12 protein-coding genes and 2 tRNA genes are annotated in these 12,273 nt (G+C 65.6%); 3 read left to right on the top strand and 11 right to left on the bottom strand.

The window, feature by feature from the left end:
* The 8 genes from EAH84_RS08005 to EAH84_RS08040 all read right to left on the bottom strand — a co-directional run bounded on the left by EAH84_RS08005 (nucleotide 1) and on the right by EAH84_RS08040 (nucleotide 7,505).
* On the bottom strand, nucleotides 1-258 hold the full coding sequence (locus EAH84_RS08005; protein WP_140870364.1) for a hypothetical protein: 258 nt from the start codon (nucleotides 256-258) through the stop codon (nucleotides 1-3).
* A gap of 50 nt (nucleotides 259-308) precedes the next feature.
* A complete protein-coding gene (locus EAH84_RS08010) occupies nucleotides 309-596 on the bottom strand; it encodes a hypothetical protein (RefSeq protein WP_206663955.1) in 288 nt (95 codons plus the stop codon).
* Between the two features lie 89 nt (nucleotides 597-685).
* A complete protein-coding gene (locus tag EAH84_RS08015; protein ID WP_140870367.1) occupies nucleotides 686-1,864 on the bottom strand; it encodes a vWA domain-containing protein in 1,179 nt (392 codons plus the stop codon).
* A gap of 167 nt (nucleotides 1,865-2,031) precedes the next feature.
* Nucleotides 2,032-3,756 (bottom strand): retropepsin-like aspartic protease, encoded by a 1,725-nt coding sequence (locus EAH84_RS08020; protein WP_241656507.1) that lies wholly within the window; start codon nucleotides 3,754-3,756, stop codon nucleotides 2,032-2,034.
* Between the two features lie 272 nt (nucleotides 3,757-4,028).
* Nucleotides 4,029-4,589: a CHAP domain-containing protein gene (locus EAH84_RS08025; protein WP_140870370.1), complete on the bottom strand. Its 561-nt coding sequence runs from the start codon at nucleotides 4,587-4,589 to the stop codon at nucleotides 4,029-4,031.
* A gap of 71 nt (nucleotides 4,590-4,660) precedes the next feature.
* On the bottom strand, nucleotides 4,661-5,911 hold the full coding sequence (locus tag EAH84_RS08030) for a cysteine desulfurase-like protein (protein ID WP_140870373.1): 1,251 nt from the start codon (nucleotides 5,909-5,911) through the stop codon (nucleotides 4,661-4,663).
* Nucleotides 5,912-5,922: 11 nt separating this feature from the next.
* On the bottom strand, nucleotides 5,923-6,777 hold the full coding sequence (locus EAH84_RS08035; protein WP_140870376.1) for an AAA family ATPase: 855 nt from the start codon (nucleotides 6,775-6,777) through the stop codon (nucleotides 5,923-5,925).
* A 65-nt stretch (nucleotides 6,778-6,842) separates the two neighbouring features.
* Entirely contained in the window at nucleotides 6,843-7,505 is a 663-nt protein-coding gene (locus EAH84_RS08040) for a DUF6975 family protein (RefSeq protein WP_140870379.1), read from the bottom strand.
* A gap of 195 nt (nucleotides 7,506-7,700) precedes the next feature.
* Between EAH84_RS08040 and EAH84_RS08045 the strand changes: the two genes are divergently transcribed.
* The 3 genes from EAH84_RS08045 (at nucleotide 7,701) to EAH84_RS08055 (ending at nucleotide 11,567) form a co-directional block, all read left to right on the top strand.
* Nucleotides 7,701-9,953: a S9 family peptidase gene (locus tag EAH84_RS08045; protein WP_140870382.1), complete on the top strand. Its 2,253-nt coding sequence runs from the start codon at nucleotides 7,701-7,703 to the stop codon at nucleotides 9,951-9,953.
* Nucleotides 9,954-10,015: 62 nt separating this feature from the next.
* Complete coding sequence (locus EAH84_RS08050) at nucleotides 10,016-11,044, top strand: aspartate-semialdehyde dehydrogenase (RefSeq protein WP_140870385.1); 1,029 nt, start codon at nucleotides 10,016-10,018, stop codon at nucleotides 11,042-11,044.
* A gap of 16 nt (nucleotides 11,045-11,060) precedes the next feature.
* The gene (locus EAH84_RS08055; protein ID WP_140870388.1) at nucleotides 11,061-11,567 is read left to right on the top strand and encodes an RES family NAD+ phosphorylase; all 507 of its coding nucleotides are present in this window, start codon (nucleotides 11,061-11,063) and stop codon (nucleotides 11,565-11,567) included.
* 62 nt (nucleotides 11,568-11,629) lie between these two features.
* Here EAH84_RS08055 and EAH84_RS08060 read toward each other — a convergent pair.
* The 3 genes from EAH84_RS08060 to EAH84_RS08070 form a co-directional block, all read right to left on the bottom strand.
* Nucleotides 11,630-11,706 (bottom strand) — tRNA-Pro (locus tag EAH84_RS08060).
* 82 nt (nucleotides 11,707-11,788) lie between these two features.
* A tRNA-Ile gene (locus EAH84_RS08065) sits at nucleotides 11,789-11,864 on the bottom strand.
* 106 nt (nucleotides 11,865-11,970) lie between these two features.
* Entirely contained in the window at nucleotides 11,971-12,243 is a 273-nt protein-coding gene (locus EAH84_RS08070) for a hypothetical protein (RefSeq protein WP_241656508.1), read from the bottom strand.
* Nucleotides 12,244-12,273: the final 30 nt, after the last annotated feature.

Genomic DNA, 12,273 nt, shown 5'->3' on the forward strand with positions numbered 1-12,273 from the left:
CTAGCGGTGGACGCCAGGCCCGCGGCGTAGGACGACCGGGACAGGGCATCCATCGAGCGTACGCAATACCGCCAGATATTGGTGCGCCGGAGGTTCTTCTCCGAGCTTATGAATACCGATTTGCGGCTTTTTGCCGTCTATCACCGTGGCATTCGGCGTTGCACATGACTTGGTGATCGGTGCTTTGTTGGCCTGAGCAACAGCCACGCTCGCAATTGGCATTAGTCCGGCGGACAGGATGACGATCAGGCGGGTCATGATGGTTCTCCAACTAGGAGCGTAGCAAAACCCGCCCGAATCGGCAACGTTCAGGCCTTGGCGGCGGGCTTCTTCGCCACGGGTTTCTTCTTGGCGGGCTTTTTGGCGAACGGCGCCGCGATCGCGGCGGCACCGGCGGCCAACACCGCGACGCCGACCGCGGCTGCCGTCTTCGGGTTGTTCTTTACCGCCTTGGTTGCCTTGCCCGCCGCCTTTTCTGCGGCATCGCCAACCGCCTTGGCCTGGGTCTTGGCGCGTTTCGTGAACGATTCGGGCTTGTCGGCCTTGTCGGTCGTGGTCTTGGCGTGGGGCATGGCGGACGTGGGGATGCTGGACATCGATATTCTCCGAGTGGGTAAAGGGTTGCACATCAACCGTATCGCAGCCGAAATAGTTCCCGCTCGCGGTCCCGCCGCGGTTCGCCCGATCAGCGTTTGCGGGTCAGTTCGCGCATCGCATCGTCGAGCCCCGCAAGCGTCAGTGGGTACATCCGGTCGTTGAGCAAATCGCGGATGATCTTGGCCGATTGCGAATACCCCCATTGCTCCTCGCGAACCGGGTTGAGCCACACCGCGGCGGGGTAGGTGGTGGTGAGGCGATGCAGCCAGACCGCGCCCGATTCCTCGTTGAAATGTTCGACCGATCCGCCCGGATGCGTGATCTCGTACGGGCTCATCGCGGCGTCGCCGACGAACACGAGTTTATAGTCGTGGCCGAATTTGTGAAGCACGTCCCACATCGGGGTGCGTTCGGCGAAGCGGCGACGGTTGTCCTTCCAGACGCCCTCGTATGGGCAATTGTGAAAGTAGAAGAATTCGAGGTTTTTGAATTCGCTGGTCGCCGCACTGAACAGCTCTTCGCAAAGCTTGACCCACGGATCCATCGAGCCGCCGACGTCGAGGAACAGCAACAGTTTGACCGCATTGCGGCGCTCGGCGCGCATGAAGACGTCGAGCCAGCCCTGGCGCGCGGTGCCGTCGATCGTGGCGTCGATGTCGAGTTCGTCCGCCGCGCCCTCGCGCGCGAAACGGCGCAGGCGGCGCAGCGCGATCTTGATGTTGCGGGTGCCGAGTTCCTTGGTGTTGTCGAGATTCTTGAATTCGCGCTGGTCCCACACTTTCAGCGCGCGCCCGTGTTTCGATTCGCCGCCGATCCTGACGCCCTCGGGATTGTAGCCCGAATTGCCGTAGGGGCTGGTGCCGCCGGTGCCGATCCATTTGTTGCCGCCCTGATGCCGCTTTTCCTGCTCGGCGAGCCGTTGCTTGAGCGTCTCCATGATCTCGTCCCACGAGCCGAGCGATTCGATCGCCGCCATCTCCTCGGGCGTCAGATATTTCTCGGCGACCGCCTTCAGCCAGTCGAGCGGGACGTCGGCATTATCGGTACCGAACGTCGTCGAGATCCCGCGGAATACCTTGGCGAAGACCTGATCGAACTTGTCGAGCAGCCCTTCGTCCTTCACGTACACCGCGCGGCTGAGGTAGTAGAATTGTTCGGGGGTGCGATCGATCACGTCGGCGTCGAGCGCCTCGAGCAGGAGCAAATGCTCCTTCAGGCTGGCGGGAATCCCGGCACCGCGGAGCTCGTCAAGGAAGTTCAGGAACATACAAAGGTAACGAAGGTAACGCGACGTGGCAGCGAAACTGCGACGAACCGAGCCCGATCGAGCGGGGTGTCGGCGGGGTGGCGGTCAACAGGCATCGTCATCGGCGCGATTGTGGCAGATCGCCGCGGAGTAGGACAGCCCCGGCGTGGCGACCCGGCCCGCGCCGGTCAGGATCCCAGCCCGTAGCGTTTGGCGCGGTCGGCGACCCGCGGGTCGATTGCGAGTGCGGCGGCTTTGTCGGCATCGGCTTGCGCGACGTTGCCAGCTCTCCGCGCGGCGATGCTGCGGACGTAACGCGACCACGCGTTCCCCGGTTCGATCGCGAGAGCGGCATTATAATCGGCAAGCGCCCTGGCGAGCTCGCCGCGACGCAGCCGGACGAGCGCGCGGCTGTCGAGATAGGCGGCGGTGCCAGGGCGAAGCCGGATCGCGGCGTCGCAATCGGCCAACGCCTGATCGAGATCGCGGTTCAGCTTCGCGCGCGCCCAGCAGCGGCCGTTGAAGGCGCTGGCGCGGTCATGATCTTCGGGATGCGTCTTCAACCAGCTATCGTAGCTGGCGAGCGCGGCGTCGGGCACCTCCGCGGTGTCGTACAGGCCAGCGAGGCCCAGCCGAGCGTCGGAGGACGGCGCGAGCGCGGCGTCGGCAGCCTTCAGGTCGACTAGCGCGCCGGTCGGATCATCGGCCCCGAGCTGCATCTGCGCGCGAGTAATGCGCGCCCGCGCGTTGGTCGGTTCGAGCGCGAGCGCTTTGTCGAGATCTTGGGTCGCCAGCAGCGGCTGGGCGTTGCCGAGATGCGCGAGCGCGCGCTGATAGACGAAGTCGGATACGGTCGGCGCCATCGCCACCGCTTTGTCGAGATCGGCGAGCGCTTCGGCGAACTTGTCGTGCGCGGCGAGCAGCGCGCCGCGGCGGCTGTAGCCTGCGGCATCGGTGGGCGCGGCGGCCTTGTCGGTGAGGTCGAGCCGCTTGCCGGTGTGATCGATCGCGCCGGTGGGCGTCAGCCCGAACAGCGGCCCGCCCTCATACGTCACGAACATGCGGTGATTGCGGTTGTCGACATAGATATGGTGGGTGAGGAAGAAATCGATCCCCACCAGTAGATCGGCATCACCGACCTGCTGGTCAGCAAAGGCAATCCAGGGATTGCGGATCGCTTCCCCGCCGATATCGATCGACTTGAAGCGCGCGCGCCAGGCCTGCGACTGGCCCTGGCCCAAGCCGTAGGCGAAACCCTCACCGACGACACCAGGGTCGTTGGGCTTCACCCCGAGCCGCCGCGCCGCGGACAAGGTGAGAAGGGATGTCATCGCGCCGGTATCGAACACGGTCTCGATCTTCTTGCCATCGATCAGCACGGTGCCGATGGTGTGGCGCTGGGTGTCGCTCATCGATTGAAGCGGGACGATCGTGAACGGTTTGGTCCCCGCCCAATAGGCCATGCTGGCACCCTTGCAGTCGGTGCCTTTCATGATCCGGACGATGCCGTGCGGCAGATCATATTCGACATCGGCGAGTCCGAGAATGTTCTGGCCGAGCAGACCCGCAAAGCCGGTGTCGCTGCCGCCGACCGCGAATTCGACGTGGGAGATCGCATTGCCGTCGATCCGCACCTCCTTGGCGGTCGCAACCCCCAGCGAGGTGTCGCCGCCGATGCCCTGCAACCGCGCGCCGGACAGGTCACTGATTTTGAGTCCGTATTCGAGCGCATTGGCCTTGGCGATGGTGCTGAAGAAGGCACCGCTGTCGAGCATGAACCGTGCGTCGCGGCCGTTGATCTGGATCGTCACGATCGGCTGCTTGCCGACCATCGTCACCGGCAATTCGAGATATTTGCCGATTTGGCATGCTGCGACCGCGGGCGTCGGCGCCGCTACAAGAGCCAAGCCCATTATCGCTACGCCGCGCCACCGAATCATCATTTGCCCCATCCCCGTTCGACCGATGGTGGCGATGATCACAATAATTCTTCACGGTGCCAAGCCGAATACTGGTGCGGTTATGACGAATAGTGCGTCGTATCGGAGGTCCCCGACCTACGCGCGACGAAGACGTGTAATGATGGTGGTTTTATCAGACCTACAACCGTTCGCCCTGAGCTTGGCGAAGGGCCTGCTTCTAACCGTGCTTCGACAAGCTCAGCACGAGCGGGTCCTTCCGCACGTTACCGCGTCGAACCCGCCCCCGGGACATAGGCGTCGATCAGCGCGCCGACATAGTCGGGGTTGCGTGAACTGATCCCCGACGCGGGTGCGCCGGCGGGGTAGATGAAACCATCGACCGGGTAGATGCTGCCGCCGAGGCCATCGACGTCGCGATACCAGACCTTCACCTCGCTCCAGTCGTTGTCGCGTGACACGTCGTAGAGCGTGACATCCTGTTCGGCGTGGCCGCGTTCGCCGTTGACGCGCGACCAATTGGCGTGGGTGAGCATGACGACGCGATCGTCGACGATCCGGCTGACCACCGCGACATGGCCGAGCCGCAGCTTGGCACTTTTGGCGAAGACGATGACCGAACCGGCTTTCGGGGCGTGGCCGCGATTATATTTGCCGTTCGCGCCGTCCCACCACGTCCATGCGTCGCCATAGATCTCGATGCCCGAAGCTTCGCGCGCGAAGGGCACGCACTGGCCGACGTAATCGAGGAGCGGGGTGGCGGCACGGGCGGGAGTCGGGGCCATCGCGGCGAGGGAAATAACCAAGGCGGCGAGTCCGATGCGCATGGCCTCGGCGTAGCCGCGAAGCGCTACCAGAGGATTGCGGGCAATAGTTAACGGTCTGTGACGGCAAGTTTTTAACGCGGTGCGCGGGTGATCTCGGCGAGCGCGGCAAGGAGCAGGTCGACCTCGTCGATCGTGTTGTAGTGGCAGAAGCCGACGCGGACGAGCCCGGTCGCGTCGGCGAGATCGAGTCGCGCCAGCGTCTCGACCGCGTAGAAATGGCCCGACCAGACGAAGATGCCGCGCGCCGCCAACGCCTGCGCGACAGCGCTCGACGCGACCCCTTCGATGACGAACGCGAAGGTGGGGACGCGATCCGCCATGGTGGCGGGGCCGACGAGGGTGATCGCATTGCTCTGGGCGATACCTGCGAGGAAGCGCTCGCCGAGCGCGTGTTCGTAGCGCGTGCAGCCGTCGAGCGCGGCGCGCAACCGACCGCGGCGGTCGGGCTGGTCAGGAGCGACCTCGCCGCCCAACCAGTCGAGATAGTCGACCATGCCGACCACCCCCGCCTGCGCTTCGAACGACGGGGTGCCGGTTTCGAAGCGACGCACGCCTACATTGCCCGCGGGACGGACCTTGTACGCGTCGATCCGGTCGGCGAGCGCGCGCCGGACCCAGAGCACGCCGGCGTGGGGGCCGAACATCTTGTAGGGCGAAAAGGCGACGAGGTCGCAGCCGAGCGTGCCGACGTCGATCGGCAGGTGCGGCGCGGACTGGACCGCGTCGAGGTAGATCAGCGCATCGGGCGCGGCGGCGCGCACGATCTCGACGACGCGGGGGATGTCGTTGACCGTGCCGAGCGCGTTGCTCGCGCCGCCGACCGCGACGAGGCGGGTGCGCTCGCCCAGGAGCGTGGCCAGCGAATCGACACGGAGGCGACCGTCGGCGGAGTCGAAATCGAGCCAGCGCACGGTCATGCCGCGATCCGCCGCCACCGCGAGCCACGGCGCGACGTTGGCATCGTGATCGAGCCGGGTGACGACGAGTTCGTCTCCTTCGCGCCAATCGCGGGAAAGCGCGCGCGACGCGGCGAAGGTGAGCGAGGTCATGTTGGGGCCGAACGCAATCTCGTCGGGGTCCGCGCCGATCAGGTCGGCGATCGCCTCATGCGCGGCGCGGCTGGTCGAGTCGGTCGCGATCGAGGTCGCGAACGCGCCGCCGGCGTTGGCAGTGCCGTGCGTAAGGTGGCGCGTCATCGCATCGATCGCGGGGGCGCACGCCTGAGTGCCGCCGGGGGCGTCGAGGTAGATGCGCGCGCGACCGTCGTCGGTGACGTGGAGCGCGGGAAAGCGCGCGCGGACCGCGTCGATCGGGAAGCTCATCGCGGGCGCGCTCAGCCCTTGTTCGCCTGGCGCTTGGCCATGAAGGCGAGGCGTTCGAACAGCATCACGTCCTGTTCGTTTTTGAGCAGTGCGCCGTGGAGGGGTGGAATCGCCTTGGTGGGATCGCGGTTCTGGAGGATCTCGAGCGGCATGTCCTCGTGCAGTAGCAGTTTCAGCCAGTCGAGCAGTTCGCTGGTCGAGGGTTTTTTCTTGAGGCCGGGGACATCGCGGACGTCGTAGAAGATGTCCATTGCCTTGCTGACCAGGATCTTCTGGATCCCGGGGAAGTGGACGTCGACGATCGCCTGCATCGTGCCGCGATCGGGGAATTTGATATAGTGGAAGAAGCAGCGGCGCAGGAACGCGTCGGGCAGTTCCTTTTCGTTGTTGCTGGTGATGACGACGATCGGGCGTTCGGCGGCGCGGACCGTCTCCTTGGTTTCATAGACGTGGAATTCCATCCGATCGAGCTCCTGGAGCAGATCGTTGGGGAATTCGATGTCGGCCTTGTCGATCTCGTCGATCAGCAGAACGGGGGGCTTGTCGCGGGTGAACGCCTCCCAGAGCTTGCCCTTGCGGATGTAGTTGGAAATGTCGTGGACGCGCTCGTCGCCGAGCTGCCCGTCGCGGAGCCGCGCGACCGCATCATATTCGTAGAGCCCCTGCTGCGCCTTGGTCGTCGATTTGACGTTCCATTCGATCAGCTCGGCATCGATCGCCTTGGCGATTTCATAGGCGAGGACCGTCTTGCCGGTGCCCGGCTCGCCCTTGACGAGCAGCGGGCGGCGCAGCGTGACCGCGGCATTGACCGCGACCTTGAGGTCGTCGGTCGCGACATAGCTTTGCGTACCCTCGAAGCGTTTCATGATGGTCCGTTCCCGTTCGAATATCGGGTACGGGATTGGACGATTGCGCGCGGTGGCGCAACCCGTCAGGCGTCGCGCGCGCTGGCGCGGGCTTCGAGGAGGTCGAACAGGCCGCGGTGCTGGGCGAACAGCTGCTGCGCGCCGAAGCTGATCGCGCGTTCGACGCCGGGGGTGCCGCCGAGCATGCCGACCCAAGTCGCGGTTTCGGCGTCGAGCGGGAGCGAATCCGGTGCGACATCGGCGCCGAATCGGCGCGCGGCGCGATCGAGCACGCCGCGGATCGAGCGCCAATCGGTGACGAGTGCGGCGACCGCGCCGGTGGCGCAGCCGCGCCGGCCGGATCGGGCGAGCGTATCGAGCGTGTGCCGCTGGCCGATCATCGCGGCTTCGCTGGCGGCCTGGGCCGGGGTCGAGGGCGCGGGGCCGACCGCGGCGGTGAGCGTGGCGAGATAGGCGCGTTCGGCGACGAAACCGCTGGCGACCGCATCGAGCCAATCGGCGGCCTCGGGCTGGACGCCGTGCGTAAGCGCCTCGTCGGCGATGCCGGGCTGATGGCCGTGGACCGCGCACAGCGCGTGCACCGCGTCGGACAGGTCGCGCGCCGCGGCGTCGCCGCCGATGAGATGCGAAAGATAGCGGTGGGTCGCGCTGCCGTCGGCGTCGCCGAGGCGCGTGACGAGGCCCCATGCCCCATCCTGCCAGCCCGCGCGTGCGATATCCGAAACCATATTTCCCCGGCGTCCTGCCCCCACCGCAATTGGTGGACGGCGACCATCATGACCTGCTGATCTATACCGAAGCGCGTAAAGACGAGGTTTATGGGCCGGTAAGCTTAGGGCAACAGAGCTTTACGGCAGCACGTCTCGTCGCGATAACGGCGCAGATGCCGGCGGTCGCCGGGGATTTGTTCACGGAGATACGGGATGCGTGCATGGTTGCTGGGACTCGCTTTGGCGTCGGTGGGGAGCGCCGCGATGGCCGCTGACAAGACGCCGCCCGCCGCCACGGATCCGGGTGGCGAACTGACGCTGGCGCGGGTGTTCGGGAGCCCCGATCTGTCGGGCTCGCAGCCGCGCGCGTTGAAGCTGTCGCCCGACGGGACGCTGCTGACGTTCCTGAAACCCCGCGCGGACGAGAAGGAGCGGCTCGACCTGTGGGGGCGCGACACGCGGACCGGTTCGGAGCGGATGCTGGTCGATTCGAAGAAGGTCGGCAGCGGGGCGGAACTGTCCGAGGCGGAGAAGATGCAGCGCGAGCGCGCGCGGATCGGCGGCAGTAGGGGGATCGTCGCGTACGACTGGGCACCCGATGGCAAGACGATCCTCGTCCCGCTCGACGGCGATCTGTATCTGGCGGGGCTCGATGGCAAGACGCGGCGGCTGACCAATACGCCCGGCGGCGAGCTGAACCCGGTAGTCAGCCCGCAAGGGGGCTATGTCAGCTTCGTACGCGACCAGAATCTGTTCGCGCAGCCGCTCGGCGGGGGGGACGCGACGGCGATCACCACGGGCGGGGGCGGTACCGTCCATTTCGGCGAGGCGGAGTTCGTCGCGCAGGAGGAAATGGATCGCCGCACCGGCTATTGGTGGAGCCCCGACGATCGCCACATCGCGGTCGAGCGGTTCGACGAGAAGCCCGTTCACGTGTTCACCCGCGCGTCGATCGGCGCGACGGGGACGAGCGTGTACGACCAGCGCTATCCCGCGGCGGGGACGCCCAACGTGCTGGTCGACCTGTATGTGATGAAGCCCGATGGCTCGGGACAGGTGAAGGTCGATCTGGGGAATGACCCCGACATCTATCTCGCGCGGGTCAACTGGACGCCCGACGGACGCACGTTGCTCGTCCAGCGTGAGAGCCGTGACCAGCGGGTACTCGACATGCTGCGCGTTGACCCCGAAACGGGCAAGGCGACCGTCATGTTCACCGAAAAGGCGGGGGCGAAGAGCTGGCTTAACCTCAGCGATGACTACAAGGCGATGAAGGACGGCAGCCTGATCTGGCGCTCCGAACGCGACGGTTTCGGGCATCTGTACCTCTACAAGAACGACACGTGGACACAGCTGACCAAGGGGCCGTGGGTCGTCACCAACCTCGTGGGTGTGGATGAGGCGAAAGGACGCCTGTGGTTCACGGGAACCAAGGACGACGTGCTCGAACAGCAGCTCTATTCGGTCGATATCGCGCGCCCGAACGTCATCACCCGGCTGACCGAGCCCGGCTATACCAACGGCGCAAGCATGGATGCGAACGCGACGCGGCTGATCGTATCGCGCTCGAGCCCGACCCAGCCGTCGCAAGTCTATCTGGCGGACAATGCGGGCAAGCGGATCGAATGGATCAACCAGAACGCGGTCGTGCCGGGGCATCCCTATTACCCCTATCTCGCGAGCCATCGCCCGACGCAGTTCGGGACGATCAAGGCCGCCGACGGCACCCCGCTCTATTGGGAGATGATCACGCCCAAGCTGGAACCGGGCAAGAAATATCCGGTGTTCTTCCAGCATTACGGCGGGCCCGGCACCGGGCAGCAGGTGACGCACGGCTGGATGGGGGCGTTGCCGCAATATCTGGTCGACCAGGGCTGGATCTTCTTCCAGATCGACAACCGTGGCTCGTACAATCGTGGCAAGGCATTCGAGGACCAGATTTTCCACGCGATGGGGACGGTCGAGGTCGCCGACCAACTGGCCGGCGCGAACTATCTTAAGACGCTGCCGTTCGTCGAGCCCACCAAGATCGCAACCTATGGCTGGTCGTACGGCGGTTATATGTCGCTCAAGATGCTCGAGAAGACGCCGGGCGTCTATGCCGCGGCGGTGGCGGGTGCGCCGGTGACCGACTGGCAGCTTTACGACACGCATTACACCGAGCGGTATCTGGGCGATCCGGCGAAGGACCCCAAGAGCTATGCATCGTCGGCGGCGTGGGCGGACACCGCCAAGATCACGGATCCGCTGCTGATCGTCCACGGGATGAGCGATGACAACGTCTTCCTCGACAACAGCCTGAAGGCGATCGCCGAGATGCAGAAGACCGATACGCCGTTCGAGATGATGCTGTATCCGGGCTATACCCACCGCGTTGGCGGGCCGGGGATCAGCGAGCATCTGTGGGGAACGATCATGGGGTTCCTCGACCGCGAGGTGAAGGACAAGCCGACGCCCGCAAAGTAGAGCTTGCTGGCGCGGCGGACGCCCCGCGGCTAAGCCGCGCCAGCAATCGAAGGACGGACATCATGGGTTATCGGATCGTGGTCGCGGGCGCGACGGGCAATGTCGGGCGCGAGATGGTCAACATCCTCGCCGAGCGCCAATTTCCCGCCGACGAGATCGCGGTGCTCGCGTCGTCGCGCAGCCAGGGCAACCAGATCGAATATGGCGACACCGGTCGGATGCTCAAGGTCCAGAACATCGAGCATTTCGATCCCGCGGGCTGGGACATGGCACTGTTCGCGATCGGCAGCGAGGCGACCAAGGTCTATGCGCCGAAATTCGCCAAGGCAGGCTGCACCGTGATCGACAATTCGTCGCTCTACCGGATGGATCCCGACGTGCCGCTGATCGTACCCGAGGTGAACGCCGCGGCGATCGACGGCTATCGCACCAAGAACATCATCGCGAACCCCAATTGCTCGACCGCGCAGATGGTCGTGGCGCTCAAGCCGCTCCACGACGCCGCGACGATCCTGCGCGTCGTCGTTGCGACCTATCAGTCGGTGTCGGGCGCGGGAAAGAGCGGAATGGACGAACTGTTCGAGCAATCGCGCAATATCTTCGTCGGCGATCCCGCGGTCGCCACGCTTTTCACCAAGCAGATCGCGTTCAACGTGATCCCGCACATCGACAGCTTCCTCGACGACGGATCGACCAAGGAAGAATGGAAGATGGTGGTCGAGACCAAGAAGATCCTGGGCGCGAAGATCAAGGTCAGCGCGACCTGCGTGCGCGTACCGGTGTTCGTCGGCCATTCCGAGGCGATCAACATCGAGTTCGAGCGCGAGATGAGCGCCGCCCAGGCCAAGCGTATCCTGCGCGAGGCGCCGGGCATCATGCTGATCGATAAGCATGAGGACGGCGGCTACATCACCCCGATCGAAGCCGCGGGCGACGACGCCACCTACATCAGCCGCGTCCGCGACGATCCGACGGTCGAGAACGGCATCAACCTGTGGTGCGTCAGCGACAATCTGCGCAAAGGGGCCGCGCTCAACGCGGTGCAGATCGCCGAGTTGCTCGGGCGCCGGCATCTCAAGAAGGCGGCTTAGGGCGCGGGCGGAGGACATGGCGCCCGCGATCCCGTTACTGGCGGTGAGCGGGCGGTTCTATCGCAGCATGATCGCGACGCGGGCGGATGCGGTGATTGATGCGCCGGGGCCGATCAGCGCAGGCCGCTATCATCGACCCGGCGAGCCCGCGCTTTACATCACGCGCGAGCCCGAATGGGCGGGTATCGCGGTTCGCCGCTACAGCGTCGAGGACGGCCTGCCGCGCGTGATCGTGCCGGTCGACCTCAGCGAGGCGCGGGTGTTCGACCAGCGCGACGCGGCGGCCTGCGCCAGTCTGGGGATCGACCCCGACCGGTCGAACCAGGACTGGCGCGCTGCGCTGGCAGCGGGGGAGGAACCGGGGTCATGGGTGGCAGCGGACCGCGTGCGCCGGATCGGTGCCGACGGCATCGTCGATCGATCGCGCAGCATCAATGGCGGCTGGCACGTCGCGCTGTTCCGGTGGAACGGGATCGGCGGGCCGACCGTCACCGTGGCGGGTGCTGCCGTGCCGTGCGACTAAGCTATCGGCCGTGGGCGGCTGAGGCGACCCCACCGCGCTTGCGTTGCGCCGTATCGGACTCGTGGTCGGGGAGACAGGATTCGAACCTGCGACATCCTGCTCCCAAAGCAGGCGCGCTACCGGACTGCGCCACTCCCCGACGCGAGCGGGTGACTAGGCGGGAAGGGGGCGGGGCGCAAGCGGCAAACCGCTGTCGCGACACATGGAAGTCGCGTCGGCGCTGGTGGGCCCGGCAGGACTCGAACCCGCAACCTAGCCGTTATGAGCGGCCAGCTCTAACCATTGAGCTACAGGCCCCACCGTGCCGTGTCCCGCCGCATCGCGCGAAGGAGCAACCGCATAAAAAAGGCGCTCCCAAGGGAACGCCGCCACATGCAATCCAAGCGGACCGCGCGTCAATCCATCAGTGTAGGGTGTCGACCTTCGCGTCGGCCTGGTCGCGGACATTGTCCGCGGCGGCATCGATGCCGTCGGCGGCGTTGCGCAAGGCGATTGCCGCGCTGTCATTGGCCATCGCATCGGCCATCGCGTCCATATTGTCCGCGCGCGCCTCGAGATCGCTGGCGAGCAAATCGGCCTTGTTCTCGACCGACCCGACGTCGGGAGATTGATGGCAGGCCGCGAGGGGCATCAGCCCCATCGCGACCGCCAGCGTTGCTGATCTGATCATGCGCATCGCGCCATCCATCATTTCGGCAACGACTTG

The sequence above is a fragment of the Sphingomonas oligophenolica genome (genome assembly GCF_006438955.1).
Classification (GTDB): Bacteria; Pseudomonadota; Alphaproteobacteria; order Sphingomonadales; family Sphingomonadaceae; genus Sphingomonas; species Sphingomonas oligophenolica_A.